This window comes from Streptomyces sp. NPDC028635 (genome assembly GCF_040637635.1).
Lineage (GTDB): Bacteria > Actinomycetota > Actinomycetes > Streptomycetales > Streptomycetaceae > Streptomyces.
On record NZ_JBEZWX010000039.1, the window covers coordinates 1 to 20,116 of the forward strand.

General features: G+C 72.4%; 14 protein-coding genes. 11 read left to right on the forward strand and 3 right to left on the reverse strand.

What is annotated here, in order from left to right; translation table 11 throughout:
- Nucleotides 1–57: 57 nt before the first annotated feature.
- On the reverse strand, nucleotides 58–1,671 hold the full coding sequence (locus tag AB0E88_RS29515; protein WP_361636809.1) for an NADH-ubiquinone oxidoreductase-F iron-sulfur binding region domain-containing protein: 1,614 nt from the start codon (nucleotides 1,669–1,671) through the stop codon (nucleotides 58–60).
- Nucleotides 1,668–3,164, reverse strand: a complete 1,497-nt coding sequence (locus tag AB0E88_RS29520) for a cytochrome b/b6 domain-containing protein (RefSeq protein ID WP_361636812.1) — start codon at nucleotides 3,162–3,164, stop codon at nucleotides 1,668–1,670. Before AB0E88_RS29520 ends, AB0E88_RS29515 begins: the two co-directional genes overlap by 4 nt.
- A gap of 402 nt (nucleotides 3,165–3,566) precedes the next feature.
- Here AB0E88_RS29520 and leuS point away from each other — a divergent pair, with 402 nt between their 5' ends.
- The 9 genes from leuS to AB0E88_RS29565 all read left to right on the forward strand — a co-directional run bounded on the left by leuS (nucleotide 3,567) and on the right by AB0E88_RS29565 (nucleotide 15,161).
- The gene (gene leuS / locus AB0E88_RS29525) at nucleotides 3,567–6,434 is read left to right on the forward strand and encodes a leucine--tRNA ligase (RefSeq protein WP_361636815.1); all 2,868 of its coding nucleotides are present in this window, start codon (nucleotides 3,567–3,569) and stop codon (nucleotides 6,432–6,434) included.
- 196 nt (nucleotides 6,435–6,630) lie between these two features.
- On the forward strand, nucleotides 6,631–7,365 hold the full coding sequence (locus AB0E88_RS29530) for a hypothetical protein (RefSeq protein WP_361636818.1): 735 nt from the start codon (nucleotides 6,631–6,633) through the stop codon (nucleotides 7,363–7,365).
- A gap of 72 nt (nucleotides 7,366–7,437) precedes the next feature.
- Nucleotides 7,438–8,283, forward strand: a complete 846-nt coding sequence (locus AB0E88_RS29535) for a DegV family protein (RefSeq protein ID WP_361636821.1) — start codon at nucleotides 7,438–7,440, stop codon at nucleotides 8,281–8,283.
- Between the two features lie 266 nt (nucleotides 8,284–8,549).
- Nucleotides 8,550–9,578: a ComEA family DNA-binding protein gene (locus tag AB0E88_RS29540; protein WP_361636824.1), complete on the forward strand. Its 1,029-nt coding sequence runs from the start codon at nucleotides 8,550–8,552 to the stop codon at nucleotides 9,576–9,578.
- A complete protein-coding gene (locus AB0E88_RS29545; RefSeq protein ID WP_361636826.1) occupies nucleotides 9,575–12,307 on the forward strand; it encodes a ComEC/Rec2 family competence protein in 2,733 nt (910 codons plus the stop codon). The genes AB0E88_RS29540 and AB0E88_RS29545 overlap by 4 nt, the downstream gene beginning before the upstream one ends.
- 4 nt (nucleotides 12,308–12,311) lie before the next feature.
- Entirely contained in the window at nucleotides 12,312–13,154 is an 843-nt protein-coding gene (locus AB0E88_RS29550) for an arylamine N-acetyltransferase (RefSeq protein WP_361636829.1), read from the forward strand.
- A gap of 195 nt (nucleotides 13,155–13,349) precedes the next feature.
- On the forward strand, nucleotides 13,350–13,595 hold the full coding sequence (locus AB0E88_RS29555; RefSeq protein ID WP_361636832.1) for a hypothetical protein: 246 nt from the start codon (nucleotides 13,350–13,352) through the stop codon (nucleotides 13,593–13,595).
- 115 nt (nucleotides 13,596–13,710) lie between these two features.
- Nucleotides 13,711–14,697: a DNA polymerase III subunit delta gene (holA, locus tag AB0E88_RS29560; protein ID WP_361636835.1), complete on the forward strand. Its 987-nt coding sequence runs from the start codon at nucleotides 13,711–13,713 to the stop codon at nucleotides 14,695–14,697.
- Nucleotides 14,698–14,765: 68 nt separating this feature from the next.
- On the forward strand, nucleotides 14,766–15,161 hold the full coding sequence (locus tag AB0E88_RS29565; RefSeq protein WP_361636838.1) for a nuclear transport factor 2 family protein: 396 nt from the start codon (nucleotides 14,766–14,768) through the stop codon (nucleotides 15,159–15,161).
- Nucleotides 15,162–15,440: 279 nt separating this feature from the next.
- On the opposite strand, the gene rpsT is transcribed toward AB0E88_RS29565, so the two are convergent.
- Nucleotides 15,441–15,707: a 30S ribosomal protein S20 gene (rpsT, locus tag AB0E88_RS29570; RefSeq protein ID WP_055710488.1), complete on the reverse strand. Its 267-nt coding sequence runs from the start codon at nucleotides 15,705–15,707 to the stop codon at nucleotides 15,441–15,443.
- 241 nt (nucleotides 15,708–15,948) lie between these two features.
- Here rpsT and lepA point away from each other — a divergent pair, with 241 nt between their 5' ends.
- Both lepA and AB0E88_RS29580 read left to right on the forward strand, forming a co-directional pair.
- Entirely contained in the window at nucleotides 15,949–17,817 is a 1,869-nt protein-coding gene (gene lepA, locus AB0E88_RS29575; protein WP_361636841.1) for a translation elongation factor 4, read from the forward strand.
- A gap of 252 nt (nucleotides 17,818–18,069) precedes the next feature.
- Nucleotides 18,070–19,944, forward strand: coding sequence for a long-chain fatty acid--CoA ligase (locus AB0E88_RS29580; protein ID WP_361636844.1), 1,875 nt, complete (start codon nucleotides 18,070–18,072; stop codon nucleotides 19,942–19,944).
- The last annotated feature ends 172 nt before the right edge of the window (nucleotides 19,945–20,116 follow it).

The following is a 20,116-nucleotide window of genomic DNA, read 5'->3' on the forward strand; positions in this document are numbered from 1 at the left end:
GGGGGCCGCCCCCGCGGGGCGGGGCCCGCCCCCGGCCGGCGCCCCCCCCGCCGGCTGTCAGCGGCCGAGCGCCCGCCGGCCCCGCCCCTGCGACAGCACCGGCAGGTTGCGGCGGGGCGAGGGCTCCGTGCGGGTGTCCTCCTCGATGCGCAGCGCCAGCGCCGGGCAACGGCGCACCGCGCGCAGTGCCTTCGCCTCCGCGTAGCGCGGCACCGACGCCTGCGCGACCGTCGGAAAGCCGTCGGCGCCCAGCTCGAACACCTCCGGCAGGATGTCCGCGCACAGGCCGTGGCCCCGGCACAGCGTCCAGTCGACGTAGATCTTCTGCCGGCTGGGCCCGGTCTCCTCGGCCGCCGCGGCGCCCGGGAGGCCCGTCGGCCCCCTGCCCCCCTCGAAGAGCGGCAGGACGCCCTGTACGGGCCGCCCGCAGCCGTTGCCGAGGACGTGCGCGGCGAGGTCGTCGGTGAACGCCTTGATGGTCGACTCCAGGAACATCGCCGAGCCGTCCGGGTGTGAACACGCCCCACGGCGCTTGACGTTCCGTGCGACCTGCTTCACCGCCTCCAGGGCGGCCGGACCGCCCCCGTTCAGGATGTCCGCGAGGCCCCGCGCGGCCGCCGGCAGACCGAGGTAGCAGGGGCCGCACTGGCCGGCGCTCTCCTCGGCCAGCCACTGCGCCACCCGCAGCGACTCGCCCAGCGGACAGGTCTCCTGACTGATCGGCAGGATCGCCCCGGCGCCGATCGAACCGCCCACCGCCTCCAGGGAGTTGCGCGAGACGATCGCCTCGTCCACGGTCGCCGCGTCGATCCACTTGCCGTGGTAGCCGCCGGTCAGCACGCCCTGCGGCACCGGCGGGGCGCCCGCGAGCTGCAGCACATAGCGCAGCGGCACGCCCGTGGGGACCTCGATCACCATGGGGCGGGCGACCGCGCCGGAGACGGTGAGCATGACGGTGCCCGGCTCGTCGTACAGGCCGGTGTTGCCGTAGCGCTCCGGGCCGATGCGGGCCGCGATCGCGATCTGCGCGAACGTCTCCGCGTTGGACAGCAGGGTCGGTGCGCCGCCCACGCCGCTCTGCGAGGCGCTGATCTTGCGGCCGGGCGGAATCGCCGGACCGCCGTCGATCGAGCGGATCAGCGAGGCGGCCGCACCGGTGACCATGCGCACCGGGTTGCGCTGCACGCGCGCGCGGAGCGCGGATCTACGGCCGTTGTTCAGGCCGCGCTCGGCGAGCGCGGCCTCCATGGAGCGCTGCGTGGACTCCCGTGTGACCCCCACCACGAGCGTGCGGGCACCGAGGGCCTCCGCGCACAGCAGAGCGCCGTCCAGGATGAGGTGCGGGGCACGGTTGATGAGGACCGTGTCCTTGCGGCAGGCCGGTTCGTCCTCGCTGCCGTTGACGACGACGACCGGGCGCACCCCGCGGCGGATCGCCGACTCGGCGACCGAGCGCAGCTTCTTGTGGAAGGGGAAGCCCGCGCCGCCGCGGCCCCGGAGGTTGATGCGCTCGGTGAGCTGCGCGAGCTGCTCGCCGCCCATGGGTTCGAGCGGCCCGTGCACCTTGAGGTGCATCGGCAGATCGAGTCGCTCGACAAGGTCGAAACCCGACGTGAGTTGCGGAAGTCCGACCACGCGGACCTCGGGGACGTCGGGCAGGGCCTCGTTCACCTGTAGCCTCCGGAAGGCGTGTTCCAGGGCTCGCCGGAACCCGGGGCGTCGAAGGACGCGCCGGGCAGGGTTTCCGTGGCGGGACCGCTGGTGTACATGTCGTTCGATGGGTACGCGCCGGCCAAGGGGTTCGTCTCACCGGTGTCGTACGGGTCACGTCCGCCGTAGCCGGCGCTGTCCGCGCCGCCGTAGGCCGGGACGGTGTAGCCGGTGTCGCGCAGCGGGTCGTACGCCGACGGGGGCGCCTCGCCGACCGGTGGCGGGGACGGGATCGGCCAGCCCCCGGCGGGGCCGCTGCCGCCGTCCATGCGGGGCATCGCCTGGGTGGGCTGCGGGTCCGGCGGCAGATCCACGCGCGCGTACGAGGGGACGTCCGTGCGCCCGGTCCGGTCGCCGGCGTAGGACGCACCGGCGATCAAGGTCTCGTCGGTGGCGAAGGCGTGGTCGGCGGCCACGCCCTGACCGGTGGCGTAGGACGGGTCGGTGGCGAAGGGCTGGTCGGCGGCGAAGGTCTGGCCCGTGGCGTAGGCCGGGTCCGCGGTCCGACCCGTGGCGTAGGACTGGTCCGTGGTGAACGGCTGCGTCGCACGCGTGCGTGCGGAGACGGCCCGGTAGGCCGCCGCGAAGCCGCGGGCCGGCTCGGGGCTCGGCGGGTCGAAGGCCGCGGCGTCCGGGGCGCTGCCGGTGCGCCGGCGCGGGATGTCGTAGCCGGGCAGCGCGGCGGCGCTCCCCGCTGCCGGGGTGCGGCCCTCCTGCTCGGCCGCGCGGGTCCGGCTCGCCTCCAGTTCCTCGCGGCCGCCGCGTTCCTCCGTGCCCAGCAGGGCGGCGACCGTGTCGGCGAAGCGGCGCTTGACCGGGCGCGGCGCCGCGCGCAGCGCCAGGGCGGCGATGACGCCGAGCAGGGCCAGGCCGTACAGGAAGACGAAGAGCGGCTTGGCGGATCGACCCGCGTAGAGGCCGTGCACCAGGGCGGCGCACCAGGCCGGGTAGGCCAGCATGTGCATCGCCCGCCAGCGCGCCGCGACGGGGGCGGGGGAGGCGAACCGGCTGCGCAGCGCGCCGGTGACGCCCACGAAGATCATCAGCAGCCCGGCGGCGGAACCGAGCCCGATCAGGCCGGCGCTGCCGGTGAGGCCCAGCGAGAACGGGATCACCGCGGCGATCAGCACCGTGTGGTCGAGGGCGAGCTTGGTGGTGATGTGCAGCAGCAGGAACGCGATCGAGGCGACCGCGGTCGTGCGGTGCACGGCCTGTCCGACGATCCGCTGGCGGGTGTTGAGAAGGATCCGGTCCTGGGCGACCAGGCCCCAGATCACCGAGCAGCTGAGCGAGACGAGCGAGAGCACGCCCGCGCCGAAGTTGAGGAAGTCGCGGACCCGGTCACCTCCCACCAGCACGATCAGGGGGATGAGGAGCAGGACGACGGCCGACGCCACCCCGTAGGCCGAGCGGCCGGGCCGGGGGAGCGAGGGGGTACTACGACGACGGTTCATGGGGGCAACTCCGAGCAGTTCGGGAAAGCGGTCCCGTTGCCGCACTCTAGGTGGCGCCATACCGGCGAGTACGAGGTTTGAGTTATTGCGCTGTTATCAAATGACAATGGGCTTGTTGTGATGTCCTTTAGTGGCTGTTACGCCGGGTAATCCATGGCCTTCGGTCCGTGTGTGGCGTGCTACCCCACACGTACGGAAGCGCGTCGCGGCTTGCTCAAGGGGTGCGGTACTCTGGCGCCATGCGTGCCGTACGCCTTCTGCTTAGCGAGCCGCGCTGATCAGTCCCGACCGCCGGTGAGAACGGGGTCGGAATCGGCGCGGCGTCCCCTCCTGTGCGAGGGGATTTTTCGTTTCCGGATGAGGAAGCCGCTGGCAGAGACGATCGATGGAGCTTTGAGGATCATGAGCGAGACGAACCCCGCCGCCTCTTCGGAGGCGGCCGCGCCGCACCGCTACACGGCCGCGATGGCCGCCGAGATCGAGGCACGCTGGCAGGACTTCTGGGACGCCGACGGCACCTACGCCGCGGCCAACCCCAAGGGCGACCTGGCGGGAGACGCCGCCGCCCGGCCCGAGAAGTTCATCATGGACATGTTCCCGTACCCCTCCGGTGCGGGCCTGCACGTCGGTCACCCGCTGGGCTACATCGCCACCGACGTCTTCGCCCGCTTCCAGCGGATGACCGGTCACAACGTCCTGCACACCCTGGGCTTCGACGCCTTCGGCCTGCCCGCCGAGCAGTACGCCGTGCAGACCGGCACGCACCCGCGCGTGTCCACCGAGGCCAACATGGAGAACATGAAGGCCCAGCTGCGCCGGCTGGGCCTGGGCCACGACAAGCGCCGCTCGTTCGCGACGATCGACCCGGACTACTACAAGTGGACCCAGTGGATCTTCCTGCAGATCTTCAACTCCTGGTACGACCACGAGGCGAGGAAGGCCCGCCCGATCTCCGAGCTGGTCGCGCAGTTCGAGTCCGGTGAGCGCCCCGTCCCGGGCCACACGCGCGCGTGGAGCGAGCTGAGCGCCGCCGAGAAGGCCGACGTCCTGAGCGAGTACCGGCTGGCCTACGCCTCCGACGCGCCGGTCAACTGGTGCCCCGGCCTGGGCACCGTCCTGGCCAACGAGGAGGTCACCGCCGAGGGCCGCTCCGAGCGCGGCAACTTCCCCGTCTTCAAGGCCAAGCTGCGCCAGTGGAACATGCGCATCACCGCCTACGCCGACCGGCTGCTGGAGGACCTGGACGCGCTGGACTGGCCCGAGGCCATCAAGCTGCAGCAGCGCAACTGGATCGGCCGCTCCGAGGGCGCCCGCGTCGAGTTCCCGATCGACGGCGAGAAGATCACCGTCTTCACCACCCGCCCCGACACCCTGTTCGGCGCCACCTACATGGTGCTGGCGCCCGAGCACCCGCTGGTGGAGAAGTTCACCCCCGACGCCTGGCCCGAGGGCACCCACGACGTGTGGACCGGCGGTCACGCCACGCCCGCCGAGGCCGTCGCCGCCTACCGCGCGCAGGCCGCCGGCAAGTCCGACGTCGAGCGGCAGGCCGAGGCCAAGGACAAGACCGGCGTCTTCATCGGCTCCTACGCCACCAACCCGGTCAACGGCGAGCAGATCCCCGTCTTCATCGCCGACTACGTCCTGATGGGCTACGGCACCGGCGCCATCATGGCCGTCCCGGCGCACGACAGCCGCGACTTCGCCTTCGCGCGCGCCTTCGAGCTGCCGATCCGCTGCGTCGTCGCGCCGACCGACGGCCGCGACCAGGACACCGCCGCGTGGGACGACGCCTTCGTCTCCTACGACGCGAAGATCGTCAACTCCACCGGTGAGGGCGTGACGCTGGACGGCCTGGGCGTCGCCGAGGCCAAGGCGCGCATCACCGAATGGCTGGAGTCCCGCGGTATCGGCGAGGGCACCGTCAACTTCCGCCTGCGCGACTGGCTGTTCAGCCGCCAGCGCTACTGGGGCGAGCCCTTCCCGATCGTGTACGACGAGGACGGCGTCGCCCACGCGCTGCCCGAGTCGATGCTGCCGCTGGAGCTGCCCGAGGTAGAGGACTACAGCCCGCGCACCTTCGACCCGGACGACGCCGACACCCAGCCCGAGACGCCGCTGTCGCGCAACGAGGACTGGGTCAACGTCACCCTGGACCTGGGCGACGGGCCGAAGAAGTACCGCCGCGAGACCAACACCATGCCCAACTGGGCCGGTTCCTGCTGGTACGAGCTGCGCTACCTGGACCCGCACAACAGCGAGCGGCTGGTCGACCCGGAGATCGAGCAGTACTGGATGGGCCCGCGCGAGGGCAAGCCGCACGGCGGTGTCGACCTGTACGTCGGCGGTGCCGAGCACGCGGTGCTGCACCTGCTGTACGCGCGCTTCTGGTCGAAGGTGCTGTACGACCTGGGGCACGTCTCGTCCCGCGAGCCGTTCCACAAGCTGTTCAACCAGGGCATGATCCAGGCCTACGTCTACCGCGACAGCCGCGGTATCGCGGTGCCCGCCGCCGAGGTGGAGGAGCGCGACGGCGCCTACTACCACCAGGGTGAGAAGGTCAGCCGCCTGCTGGGCAAGATGGGCAAGTCCCTGAAGAACGCGGTGACGCCGGACGAGATCTGCGCCGAGTACGGCGCGGACACCCTGCGCCTGTACGAGATGGCGATGGGCCCGCTGGACGTATCGCGGCCGTGGGACACCCGCGCGGTGGTCGGCCAGTTCCGCCTGCTGCAGCGGCTGTGGCGCAACATCGTCGACGAGAACAGCGGCGAGGTCACCGTCGTCGACGCCGAGCCCGACGAGGAGACGCTGCGCGCCCTGCACAAGGCGATCGACGGCGTCCGCCAGGACTTCGAGGGCATGCGGTTCAACACCGCCATCGCCAAGGTCACCGAGCTGAACAACCACCTGACCAAGGCGGGCAAGCCGGTGCCGCGCGGCGTCGCCGAACCGCTGGTGCTGCTGATCGCCCCGCTGGCCCCGCACATCGCCGAGGAGCTGTGGCGCCGGCTGGGCCACACCGGCTCCGTCGTCCACGTCGACTTCCCGGTCGCCGACCCGGCGTACGTCGTGGACGAGACCGTGACCTGCGTCGTCCAGATCAAGGGCAAGGTCAAGGCCCGTCTGGAGGTGCCGCCGGCCATCTCCGAGGAGGACCTGGAGAAGGTGGCGCTGGCCGACGAGAAGGTCGTCGCGGCGCTGGACGGCGCCGGCATCCGCAAGGTCATCGTGCGCGCGCCGAAGCTGGTGAACATCGTCCCGGCCTGACCCCGGGGCGGCCCCCTGAAGGAAGGGCGCGCTCGCGCAGACCCTTGCGGCTGGGGGCCCGCTCGGGGTGGACCCTTACGGGTCGGGCGCGGTCGTCTGCGGGCAGGTTCGGGGTTCTTCCGGAACTCCGGGCCTGCCCGGTGCGTTTACCGTGGAGGTGCGGCAGCGTGCCGCAGCGGGCTGGAGGAGGAGCGTCGTGGAAGCAGTGATCGCAGTCTTCGCCCTGCTTTTCGTGCTCTTCGTGGCCCTCGGCTCCTACGCCGCGGTGAAGGCGATCGGCGCCGCCAAGCGCGGCGTGGACCGCACCGTCACCCAGGCCCGCCGCACGGTCGAGGACCACACGCTGCGGGCCAAGTCCTTCGGCCGGCCGGGCCCCGCAGGGGAGATCGCCCAGCTCAGGCTGAAGCTGCGCACCTCGATGCGCGCCACGCAGGACGCGCTGCACGCGGGCGTGGCCGGGGACGAGTCGCTGAAGGAGTCCCTCGGCCTGTTCGAGCGGCTCAGCGCCCACGGGCACGAACTGGACGACGACCTCAGGCGCCTGGAGTCCGAGCCGGACCGGGCCACCCTCAGCGAGCGGCTGCCCCGGCTGCGCGAGCGCACCGAGCGCATCGTGCACTCCGCGGACTCCCTGCGCTGGGCGGCCCGCGACCGGGCGAACCACCTCGCCGACGACGACCTCGACGCGCTCAGCGCCCAGATCGACGTGGAGACGGGCGCCCTGCGGCACTGGACGACGACGCAGTCCACGACCCCGCCGCCCGCCTCCTGGCCCGAGACCCCCGCCGCCGGTACGGACCGCGGGCAGACCTGGCCCGAGGAGCCCGCGGCCCGCACCCGCGAGGAGCCGGCCCGGCCCGCCATCACCCCGCCCACCGCGCGCCCGTCCTACCCCTGGCAGAAGAGGCCGCGCCCGGAGAGCACGACCTGATTCGGTCAAGGCATTCCCAGGTGCAAGGGCCCGGACTGCCGTCCGCGCGCTACGGCAGGTAACCTCCAGCTCATGTCCCGCCATGTCGCGATCGTCACCGATTCCACGGCCTACCTGCCGCCCCGGACGAGAGAGCGGCACGGCATCACCACGGTGCCGCTGACGGTGGTGCTCGGCGGTCAGGCCCTCGACGAGGGCACCGAGATCTCGACCCGCTCCCTCGCCCAGGCCCTGCAGAAGCGACGGCCCGTCACTACCTCCCGCCCCAGCCCCCAGCTGTTCGCCGAGACCTATCGCGAGGTCGCCGCGTCCGGCGCCACCGGCATCGTCTCCCTCCACCTGTCCGGCGAACTGTCCGGCACCTACGACGCGGCCGTCTGCGCCGCGCGCGAGGCGCCGGTGCCGGTGCGGGTGGTGGACACCGGCATGGTCGCGATGGCCCTCGGCTTCTGCGCGCTCACCGCCGCCGAGACGGCGGAGAGCGGCGGCACCATGGACGAGGCCGTCACGGCCGCGGAGAAGCGGGCCGCCGGCACGGCCGCCTACTTCTACGTCGACACCCTCGACTACCTGCGCCGGGGCGGGCGGATCGGGACCGCGCAGGCCCTGCTGGGCTCCGCGCTCGCGGTGAAGCCGCTGCTGCAACTGGAAGGCGGCCGGATCGAGCTGCTGGAGAAGGTGCGCACGGCGACCAGGGCGATCGCGCGTCTGGAGGAGATCGTCGCCGAGCGGGCGGGCAGCGCGCCGGTCGATGTCGCCGTCCACCATCTCGCCGCCGCCGACCGGGCGTCGGCGCTGGCGGAGCGGTTGCGGGGACGGGTGCCGGGGCTGGCCGACCTGCATGTGAGCGAGGTCGGCGCGGTCATCGGCGCGCACACGGGGCCGGGCCTGCTGGGGGTCGTGGTCTCGCCGCGGTGAGCCGTCGGCTGGGCCGGGGTAGCCCGTCGGCTGTGCCGCGTGAGCCGTCGGCTGGGCGGCGGTGACCCGATGGCTGTGCCGCGTGATGGCTGTGCCACGTGAGCCGTCGGCTGGGTCGAAGTGGCCCGATGGCTGGGCCACGTGAGCCGTCGGCTGGGCCGCGGTGATTCACTCGTGTGAGTGGCCGGGATATCCACAACTCGGTTGCTGTCCACGGAATTCGGGCAAGATCATCGCGAATCGGCGGATCCGCCGATGCTCGTGGCATGGCACTTCGAGAACGCACACGTCCCCCTCATGCGACCAGTGGGCCCGGCCGGGGCCCGGCCTCCGACGGCCGTCTGCGCGACCGGCGCCCGGGCGGGCGCGCCCGCCGCCACCACAAGCGGCAGGCGCCGGCGGAGGAACTGCGCCGGCGCGCACGGATCGTCTTCGCCCAACGCGCCGGTGCCGGACCGGAGTCGGGGGCCGCACCACCCACGCCCGGCGTGGCGAGGTCACCGGACGCGCAGCCGGCGCACCAGGCGCAGGCGGAGCCGGCGACGCCCGAGCAACGGGACGGCCGCCGGTGGTCGGGAATCGGACCGGCGCTGCGCGAGCGGATGCCGGTGTGGGTGCAGACCCGGTGCGGTCTGGAACGCCGCAGCGTTCTCGCGCTGGGCGTACTGCTCGCCGTGGCGGCCGTCCTCGCGGTGCAGCACTTCTGGACGGGCCGCACCGAGACCGTGAGCGCGCCCGAAGTGGTGCGCGCGGCGGCCCCCCGGACCGCCGAGCCGGCCGCGCCGGACATCCGCGCGGCCCCGCCCCGGCCCGCGGCGACCGCCGGGCCCGAGATCGTGGTCGACGTCAGCGGCAAGGTCCGCAGGCCCGGCATCCACCGACTGCCGGCCGGATCCCGGGTCGTCGACGCGCTCAGCGCGGCCGGCGGGGTACGGCCCGGGACCGACACCCAGGGCCTCAATCGCGCCCGCTTCCTGATCGACGGCGAACAGGTGGTCGTCGGTGGCCCCCAGCCCGCCGCCGGTCCCGGCACGAGCGGCGCGGGCACCTGGCCCGGCGGGGGCGGCGGGTCGGCGGGAGCCGTGGGCGGGGGCGCACCCGCCGGGCCCGTCTCGCTCAACACGGCCACGGTGGACCAACTGGACGCCCTGCCGGGGGTCGGCCCCGTCCTGGCGCGGCACATCGTGGACTACCGCACCCAGCACGGTGGTTTCCGCTCGGTGGACGAACTGCGCGAGGTCAACGGCATCGGTGACCGCCGCTTCTCCGACCTGCGCGAACTGGTGCGGCCATGAGGGCCGGCCCGGGCGCCCGGCCCGATGAGCAGCGCGGGACGGCGGCCCAGGAAGGCCCTGCCGGGACACCCCGTAACCCGGTGCACGCCGCGTCCGGGAACCGGCTCGGGGACGCCCACCCCCGGCAGGAGGGGCCGGTGGACCTCCGGCTGGTCCCTCCCGCGCTGGCGTCCTGGGCGACCGCAGCCCTGATGCTGGATGCCCCGCCCTGGGTGGTCGTGACCGTGACGGCTGCCGGACTGGCCCTGGGCACCGCTCTGCTGGCGGTCGGGCGGGGCGCGGCCCGCGCGGCGAACGCACCGAGGCGGCTGGGATGGGTGCCGTGGGGCAACGGGCGCACGGGGGCGGGCGTGACCCCTGGCTCGCGGTCCAAGGGACGCGGGGCAACGGGGCCGGCTCCCGGCCCGTTGCCCAGGGGGCTCGGGGGAACGGGCGTGACGCTCGCCGCTGTCCTCCTGTGTGTCGCGGCAGCGGCCGCCTCCGCCGGGCTGCACGGAGCGGATCTGCGCAGGGGGCCGGTGCCGGTGCTGGCCCGGCAGTACGCGACGGTGACCGCCGACGTGGAGATCACCTCCGACGCCCGCCTCACCCGGCCCCGGGTGCGCGGCGACCACGTCACCTCGCCCTCCGTGGTGATCGAGGCGGAGGTGCGGTCGGTGGAGCACAGCGGCGGGCGGCGGGTGGCGACACGGGCGCCCGTGCTGCTGATCGTGGACACGGGACGCGGGGACGGGCAGGCTCCTCGCCCGGCCGCCGCACGCCGAGACGCGCCCTCCGCGTGGCTGGAGCTGCTGCCGACCACCACGCTCCGGGTGAGCGGCCGGCTCGCTCCGCCCGCCCTCGGCGGGGACCGGGTGGCGGCCGTACTGAGGGTGCGGGGCGCCGCGCAGCCGCCGGTGGTGGGGAAGCCGTCGGGGCCGCAGCGGCTGGCGGGGCGGTTGCGGGCCGGGCTGCGCGAGGCGACCGACGGCCTGCCGGCGGACGCGCGGGCCCTGCTGCCCGGGCTGGTCGTCGGGGACACCTCCCGGATCACACCGGAGCTGGATGAGGCGTTCAAGGAGACCGACCTCACCCATACGCTGGCCGTGTCCGGTGCGAACTTCACCATCCTCCTCGCGCTGCTCCTCGGCCCGCCCGGTCTGGCCCAGCGGGCCGAACGACGGGGGCTGGCGCCCCACCTGGGGCTCCCGCTGCGGACGACGGCCCTGCTGGGAGCGGCGGCGACGCTCGCCTTCGTGGTGGTGTGCCGGCCCGACCCGAGCGTGCTGCGTGCGGCGGCCTGTGGATCCGTCGCCCTGCTCGCGCTGGCCACCGGACGCCGCAGAACGCTGATCCCGGCGCTGGCGACAGCGGTACTGCTGCTCGTCCTGTACGACCCGTGGCTCGCCCGCAGTTACGGCTTCCTGCTGTCCGTGCTGGCCACCGGAGCCCTGCTCACCGTCGCGCCCCGGTGGAGTGCCGCGCTGCGGCGACGCCGGGTGCCGCCGCGGCTGGCCGAGGCGCTGGCGACGGCGGCCGCCGCCCAGGCGCTGTGCGCACCGGTCGTGGCGGTGCTGTCCGCGAGGGTGAGCCTGGTCGGGGTGGCCTGCAATCTGCTCGCGGAGGTCGCGGTCGCACCGGCGACGGTACTCGGATTCGCCGCGCTGGCGACGGCACCGTTCGCGATGCCGCTGGCCAAGGCGGTTGCCTGGTGCGCGAGTTGGCCGGCCGCGTGGATCGCCGGCGTGGCGCGGGAAGGGGCGGCACTGCCCGGCGGGGCCGTGGGCTGGCCGGGCGACTGGACGGGGGCGCTGCTCCTCGCGCTCGTCATCGCGCTCGCGGTGCCCGTCGGTCGGAGGCTGCTGCGTCACCCCTGGCTGTGCGGGGCGTGCGGGGTGCTGCTCCTGCTGTTCGTGGTGCGGCCGCAGCCGCTGACCCGGGTGGTCACGGGCTGGCCGCCGCCGGACTGGCGGTTGGTGATGTGCGACGTGGGGCAGGGCGACGCGACGGTGTTCGCGGCGGGCGAGGGCCGCGCCGTGGTCGTGGACGCCGGACCCGAACCCCGCCGGGTGGACCGGTGCCTGCGGACCCTCGGCGTCACCCGGGTCCCGCTCGTCGTGCTCACGCACTTCCACGCCGACCACGTCGCCGGGCTGCCGGGAGTGCTGCGCGGCCGGGCGGTGGGGGCGATCGAGACGACCGGTCTGGACGAGCCGGCGGACCAGGTGCGGTTCGTCAGGAGGGAGGCGTCCGCGCGGCACATCCCGCTCACCCGGGCCGCCGCCGGGGAGGAGCGACGGATCGGCGGGCTGTCCTGGCAGGTGCTGTGGCCGCGGCCCGGTCCCGGGCCGGCGGTGGACGGTCCGAACGACGCCAGCGTGACCCTGCTCGTGCGGACGGCGGGACTGCGGGTGCTGATGCTGGGAGACCTCGAACCGCCTGCGCAGCAGGCGCTGGCACGGTCACCGGCCGCCGCGTCGCTGCGGGACGTGGACGTGCTGAAGGTGGCCCATCACGGCTCCGCGTACCAGGACCCGGACCTGATACGGATGGCCGCCCCGCGGCTGGCGCTGGTGTCCGTCGGCGCGGACAACCCCTACGGCCATCCCGCTCCGGTGACCGTCCAGGCACTGCGGGCCGCGGGAGCGGCGGTCCTGCGGACCGACCGGGACGGATCCCTGGCCGTGCTGGGGTCGGCGGGTCCGAAGGGCCCGGGGGCGGACGGGGCGCTGCGGGTGGCGCCAGACTGAGGGCATGGACTCCGCACAGGCCGATGCCTATCTCCGCCGGCTGGGCGCCCGGCGCCCGGCCCGGCCCACCGACGACGCCCTGAGGGAACTGCACCTGCGGCATCTGCGCACCGTGCCCTTCGAGAACCTCTCGATCCACCTGGGAGAGGAGATCGTGCTGGAGGAGAAGCGGCTGGTGGACAAGGTCGTGGGGGCGAAGAGAGGAGGTTTCTGCTACGAACTCAACGGCGCTTTCGGGGCGTTGCTGACGGCGCTCGGCTTCGAGGTGACGCTGCTCGCGGCGCGGGTGTACGGGGACGGCGAGCGGACCGGCATCCCCTACGACCACCTGGCGCTGCGGGTGCGCACGGCGGACGGCGGCGACTGGCTGGCCGACGTCGGGTTCGGGGCGCACAGTCACCTTCCGCTGCGGTTCGGCGAGCGGGGCGAGCAGCCGGATCCCGGCGGGGTGTTCCGGATCGCGGAGGCGGGCCCCGACGCGGCCGGGGTCCGCGGGAGCGCCGAGGGGCCGGGCGGGGCGGCCGACCTGGACGTACTGCGGGACGGCCGCCCGCAGTACCGGCTGGAGGCGCGGCCCCGGGTGCTCGGCGACTTCGTCACCGGGGCCTGGTGGCACAGCACCTCGCCGCGCTCGCACTTCGTGCAGTCGCTGGTGTGCTCGCGGCTCACGGACGACGGCGGGCGGGTGACGCTCGGCGGGCGGCGGCTGACCACCACCGCGGCCGACGGAGCGCGGCGGGAACGGGAGCTGGAGGGGGACGCCGAGGTGCTGGCGGCGTACCGGGACCTGTTCGGGATCGAGTTGGGCAGCGTGCCCGTGGTGCGGGAGGCGAGCGGGAACTCCTGAGACGCGCCGCGCGGCGGGGGCCCGGAGGGGTTGGTCGCCGGGCTCCCGCCGCTCGGTCTCGGGTCGGTTGCGCGGTGTGGGCCCGGAGGGGCTCGCGCCGTCCGGTCTCGGGTCGGCTGCACGGCGGGGGCCCGGAGGGGTTGGTCGCCGGGCCCCCGCCGTCCGGTCTCCGGTCGGTTGCCGGAAAATGGGCGCGTGAGCGATGTGAGACATGTGCTGGTGCTGCCCGACCGCGACGCGGCGCAGGAGGCCGCTGAGGCGCTCGCCGAGCGGTTCGGCATCGACGAGGAGCCACGGCTCGTCCGCGACGCGCTGGCGGGGGAGGACGACGCGGAGGACGCGCAGTGGCTGGTGGTGCTGCGCGACGAGCACGAGCGGCTCGACCCGGGGGCGCTGGACGCGTTCGCGGGGGAGTGGGACGGCTGGCGGGAGGAACCCTGAGCCGACGGCGGCCGTGACGGCGCCCGGTCACGGTCGTCGTGAAACGGGCGTGACCCGCGTTGCCGGCCGCCGGGCGTGACCCGCGTTGTCGGTGGCCCGTGCCATGCTTGTGCCGATGGCCAGGAAGACTGCGAATGACGACCCTCTCGCCCCCGTGACGCTCGCCGTGGGCCAGGAGGACCTCCTGCTCGACCGTGCCGTGCAGGAGGTGGTGGCCGCCGCCAAGGCCTCCGACGCCGATACGGATGTGCGGGACCTGACCCCGGACCAGTTGCAGCCGGGTACGCTCGCCGAGCTGACCTCTCCCTCGCTCTTCGCCGAGCGCAAGGTCGTGGTCGTACGCAACGCGCAGGATCTGTCGGCCGACACCGTCAAGGACGTCAAGGCGTATCTGTCGGCGCCCGCCGAGGAGATCACGCTGGTCCTGCTGCACGCCGGCGGCGCCAAGGGCAAGGGACTGCTGGACGCCGCCCGCAAGGTGGGCGCGCGGGAGGTCGCCTGTCCGAAGATGACGAAGCCGGCCGACCGGCTGGCCTTCGTACGGCAGGAGTTCCGGGCCGTGGGGCGCTCGGCGACGCCCGAGGCGTGCCAGGCGCTGGTCGACGCGATCGGCAGCGACCTGCGGGAGCTGGCGTCCGCCGTCTCGCAGCTGGTCGCCGACGTGGAGGGGACGATCGACGAGGCCGTCGTCGGCCGGTACTACACCGGCCGCGCGGAGGCCTCCAGCTTCACCGTCGCCGACCGGGCGGTGGAGGGACGGGCGGCCGAGGCGCTGGAGGCGCTGCGGTGGTCGCTCGCCACGGGTGTCGCGCCGGTGCTGATCACCAGCGCGCTGGCGCAGGGCGTGCGGGCGATCGGCAAGCTGTCCTCCGCGCGCGGCGGACGCCCCGCCGACCTGGCCCGTGAGCTGGGCATGCCGCCGTGGAAGATCGACCGGGTGCGCCAGCAGATGCGGGGCTGGACCCCGGACGGGGTGGCCGTCGCGCTGCGCGCGGTGGCCGAGGCGGACGCCGGGGTGAAGGGCGGCGGCGACGACCCGGAGTACGCCTTGGAGAAGGCCGTGGTGACCATCGCGCGGGCCGCTCGCTCCAGGGGCCGATAGCCGCCCGCCGGAGGAGAATCGGACGCGTCAGCCGTACCTCGCCGAATGACGGAAAGGTGGCGATCGCCATGGCTGAGCATCCGCACGCAGCGCTGGTTCGCAGAGGGTACGAGGCGTTCGTCCGGGGGGACATGGACACCCTGCGCGAGATCATGACGGCGGACTGCACCCACCATGTGCCGGGCAGTCACCCGATGGCCGGCGACTTCAAGGGCCAGGACGCGGTCATCCAGATGTACGGCCGGCTCTTCGAGGAGACCGGTGGTTCCCTGAACGTCGACCTGCGCCAGATCTTCGTCGACGGGCGAGGACACGCCGTCGCCCTGCAGCACATCACCGCGGAGCGCAACGGCAAGCGTCTGGACGAGGACGGGACCATCGTCTTCCGCGTGGTCGGGGACAAGATCACCGATCTCGACCAGTGCTCCGCCGACATCGACAAGGACAACGACTTCTGGACGTGACGCCCCCGGCGCGCCCGCGACCGGCGCCCGCAACCGCGCCCGTTGATCGGCGCAAGGCCGCAGGCGCGGGACCGACACGCCGAACGGCCCCGTCGCCCGCCCTGGGGAAGGGCGTGGCGGCGGGGCCGTCGGATGAAGCGGGTGAGCCCGTTCCCGCGTGGCGAACGCAGGCCGCGAACAGGCTCGGGGTGCCGGACGGGAGCGGATGAGAGAGGGCCCGCTCTGGGTCCCTCCGGCGAGTGGGCCCCGTACCGGGACCCGTCAGATCAAAGGAGGTGCTCAGCCCTGGAGGGAAGCGACCTTGGAAGCAAGCGCCGACTTCTTGTTGGCGGCCTGGTTCTTGTGGATGACGCCCTTGGAGACGGCCTTGTCCAGCGCACGCGCCGCGGCGCGCTGCAGCTCGGTGGCCTTCTCGACGTCACCCGCGGCAGCGGCCTCGCGGGCCTTGCGGATCGCGGTCTTCAGGGAGGACTTGACGGCCTTGTTGCGCAGCCGGGCCTTCTCGTTGGTCTTGATCCGCTTGATCTGGGACTTGATGTTCGCCACGAATGAGCCTTTTCAGGTTCAGGCACGGGACTGGAAGGGATTCCACGAGAGAACCCCCGGACCCGTGCCAGGTGATTTCTTGGATGTGCCTCGCGCTGAGAGGGCATGAGACACAGCCCCCTACACTACCAGCGGCCCTTCGAGTGGCCCAAACCGGTCGCCGCGCCCCACCCGTGGGACCATGGAAGCTACGTATCGATCCGACCCGAGGCATAAGGCGCCTCAAGAGACAGGACCCTGCGTGCCCGCGACCCCTAACCATGTGCCCGAGCCGAGCCGTACCGACCCGGCTCTGATCCGCAACTTCTGCATCATCGCGCACATCGACCACGGCAAGTCCACGCTCGCCGACCGGATGCTCCAGCTGACCGGCGTCGTCGAGCAGCGGCAGATGCGTGCTCAGTACCTCGACCGGATGGACATCGAGCGCGAGCGTGGCATCACGATCAAGTCCCAGGCGGTGCGTTTGCCGTGGGCCCCGACCCATGACAAGAGCAACACGCACATCCTCAACATGATCGACACCCCGGGGCACGTCGACTTCACCTACGAGGTCTCGCGGTCGCTCGCCGCCTGCGAGGGGACCATCCTCCTCGTCGACGCCGCCCAGGGCATCGAGGCGCAGACCCTCGCCAACCTCTACCTGGCGATGGAGAACGACCTCACGATCATCCCCGTGCTGAACAAGATCGACCTGCCGGCCGCGCAGCCCGAGAAGTTCGCCGAGGAGCTCGCCAACCTGGTCGGCTGCGACCCCGACGACGTGCTCAGGGTCTCCGCGAAGACCGGCGTCGGCGTCGACGCGCTGCTCGACAAGGTGGTGGCGGAGATCCCGGCGCCCGTCGGCGTCAAGGATGCCCCCGCGCGCGCCATGATCTTCGACTCGGTCTACGACTCCTACCGCGGTGTCGTGACGTACGTCCGTGTCATCGACGGCCAGCTCAACAAGCGCGAGCGCATCAAGATGATGTCGACGGGCGCCACCCACGAGCTGCTGGAGATCGGCACCAACTCGCCGGAGATGCTCCCGGCCGACGGCCTCGGCGTCGGCGAGGTGGGCTACCTGATCACCGGTGTGAAGGACGTGCGCCAGTCCAAGGTCGGTGACACCGTCACCAGCCAGGCGAAGGGTGCCACCGAGGCGCTCGGCGGCTACAAGGACCCGAAGCCGATGGTCTTCTCCGGTCTGTATCCGCTGGACGGCTCGGACTACCCCGAGCTGCGCGAGGCCCTGGACAAGCTCCAGCTGAACGACGCCGCGCTGGTCTACGAGCCCGAGACCTCCGCCGCGCTCGGCTTCGGCTTCCGCGTCGGCTTCCTCGGCCTGCTGCACCTGGACGTGATCCGCGAGCGCCTCGAGCGCGAGTTCGGCCTCGACCTGATCGCCACCGCCCCCAACGTGGTCTACCGCGTGGTCATGGAGGACGGCAGCGAGCACACGGTCACCAACCCGAGCGAGTTCCCCGAAGGCAAGATCAACGAGGTCTACGAGCCGGTCGTGCGGGCCACCATCCTCGCGCCCACCGAGTTCATCGGCTCGATCATGGAGCTGTGCCAGACCCGGCGCGGCACCCTGCTCGGCATGGACTACCTCTCCGAGGACCGCGTCGAGATCCGCTACACGCTGCCGCTCGCGGAGATCGTCTTCGACTTCTTCGACCAGCTGAAGTCCAAGACCCGCGGTTACGCCTCCCTCGACTACGAGCCCACCGGCGAGCAGACCAGCTCCCTGGTCAAGGTCGACATCCTGCTGCACGGCGACAAGGTGGACGCGTTCTCCGCGATCACCCACAAGGACCAGGCGTACGCCTACGGTGTGCGGCTCGTCGCCAAGCTCAAGGAGCTGATCCCGCGGCAGGCCTTCGAGGTGCCGGTGCAGGCCGCCATCGGCTCGAGGGTGATCGCCCGCGAGACCATCCGCGCCATCCGCAAGGACGTCCTCGCCAAGTGCTACGGCGGTGACATCTCCCGTAAGCGGAAGCTGCTGGAGAAGCAGAAGGAAGGCAAGAAGCGGATGAAGATGGTCGGTTCTGTGGAGGTTCCGCAGGAGGCCTTCATCGCCGTCCTGTCCAGCGATGACAGCGGGGCATCGGCCAAGGGCAAGAAGTAACCGGCGACCGTAGCCCGCCGGCCCGGCAAAACCGGTCACACAGGGGTCCGTCGTACGAAAGTGCGCCGGGCCCCTGTGTGTTCCGTCGGTCACTCGGCAGGCAAACCACCGGGCGTCAGCTCTTACGCAGGCGGCGGTCGGGCTCTACTCTGTCCCTGCCCGATAGTTACTCGAGAGTTAAACAACGTCTCGTGGGTAGGAACCAGCCGCACTGTCGCGCCAGCCGCACTGTCGCGGGCCCCGGAGGATGTCGTGAGCGACGCAACTACCCTGATCGAGAACCGTCCGCCGTCCGTGGCGGGCCTCTTCCTGGAGCGCGTGGCGGCCACGCCGGACGCCGAGGCCTACCGGTATCCGGTACCGGCCGCCTCCGGTGAGGGCCCGGACGACTGGAAGTCCCTCAGCTGGGCCCAGGCGGCCGAGCGGGTGCACGCCATCGCGGCCGGTCTGATCGAGCTGGGTGTCCAGCCGGAGCAGCGCGTCGCGCTCGCCTCCTCCACGCGCCTCGAGTGGATCCTCGCCGACCTCGGCATCATGTGCGCCGGCGCGGCCACCACCACGATCTACCCGCAGACCAACGCCGAGGAGTCGGCGTTCATCCTCTCCGACTCCGAGAGCAAGATCCTCATCGCGGAGAACGCCGCCCAGCTCGCCAAGGCGGTGGAGAGGCGCGCCGAGCTGCCCGACCTCACCCATGTCGTGGTGATCGACCCGGCCGGCGTGGAGAGCGGCGACTGGGTGCTCACCCTCGCCGAGCTGGAGCAGCGCGGCGCCGCCCGCCTCGCGCAGGACCCGGAGCTGGTCAAGGAGCGGGTCGGCAAGATCACCCGCGACCAGCTCGCCACCCTCATCTACACCTCCGGCACCACCGGCCGCCCCAAGGGTGTGCGCCTGCCGCACGACAACTGGTCGTACATGGCCAAGGCGATCGCCGCGACCGGGCTGGTCGGCCCGGACGACGTGCAGTACCTGTGGCTGCCGCTGGCGCACGTCTTCGGCAAGGTGCTCACCTCCGGCCAGATCGAGGTCGGTCACGTCACCGCCGTCGACGGCCGCGTGGACAAGATCATCGAGAATCTGCCGCTCGTGCAGCCGACGTACATGGCCGCCGTCCCGCGCATCTTCGAGAAGGTCTACAACGGTGTGGCCGCCAAGGCGAAGGCCGGCGGCGCCGCCAAGTACAAGATCTTCCAGTGGGCCTCCGAGGTCGCCCGCGAGTACGCCAAGGTCACCCAGGACAACTTCAAGCGCACCGGCAACCGCTCCGCGCCCTTCGGCCTCGCCTCCAAGCACAAGGTCGCCGACACGCTGGTCTACAGCAAGATCCGCGAGGCGTTCGGCGGCCGGCTGCGCGCCTGTGTCTCCGGTTCCGCCGCGCTCGCCCCGGAGATCGGCTACTTCTTCGCCGGCGCCGGCATCCACATCCTGGAGGGCTACGGCCTCACCGAGTCCTCCGCGGCCTCCTTCGTCAACCCCGGCGAGGCCTACCGCACCGGCACCGTCGGCAAGCCGCTGCCCGGCACCGAGGTCCGGATCGCCGAGGACGGCGAGATCCTGCTGCGCGGCCCCGGCATCATGCAGGGCTACCACAAGCTGCCCGAGAAGACCGCCGAGGTGCTGGAGAGCGACGGCTGGTTCCACACCGGCGACATCGGCGAGCTGTCGCCCGACGGCTATCTGCGCATCACCGACCGCAAGAAGGACCTGATCAAGACCTCCGGCGGCAAGTACGTCGCGCCGGCCGAGGTCGAGGGCCAGTTCAAGGCGATCTGCCCCTACGTCTCCAACATCCTGGTGCACGGCGCCGACCGGAACTTCTGCACCGCCCTCATCGCCCTGGACGAGCAGGCCATCCTCGACTGGGCCAAGGACAACGGACTGGAGGGCAAGGCGTACGCCGAGGTGGTCGCCGCGCCGCAGACGGTCGAGCTGATCGACGGCTACGTCAAGGAGCTCAACGAGGGCCTGCAGCGCTGGCAGACCCTGAAGAAGTTCCGCCTCCTGCCCCGCGACCTCGACGTCGAGCACGGCGAGATCACCCCGAGCCTGAAGCTGAAGCGGCCGGTCGTGGAGCGCGAGTACAAGCACCTCATCGACGAGATGTACGCGGGGACGCGCGAGGCGTAGACCGGTGACGCCGGGGACATGTTTGGCATAGTCCAGCGGCGGACGCCTTGTGAACGCGGAATGCCCGGATCCGAACTCTTTCTGTCCGGATCCGGGCATTCATACGCCCTGGTTCTCGCTCATCGCGACCCAGTTCGGTAACTCCACGCTTATGCGCCGGTCCGGTCTGTCA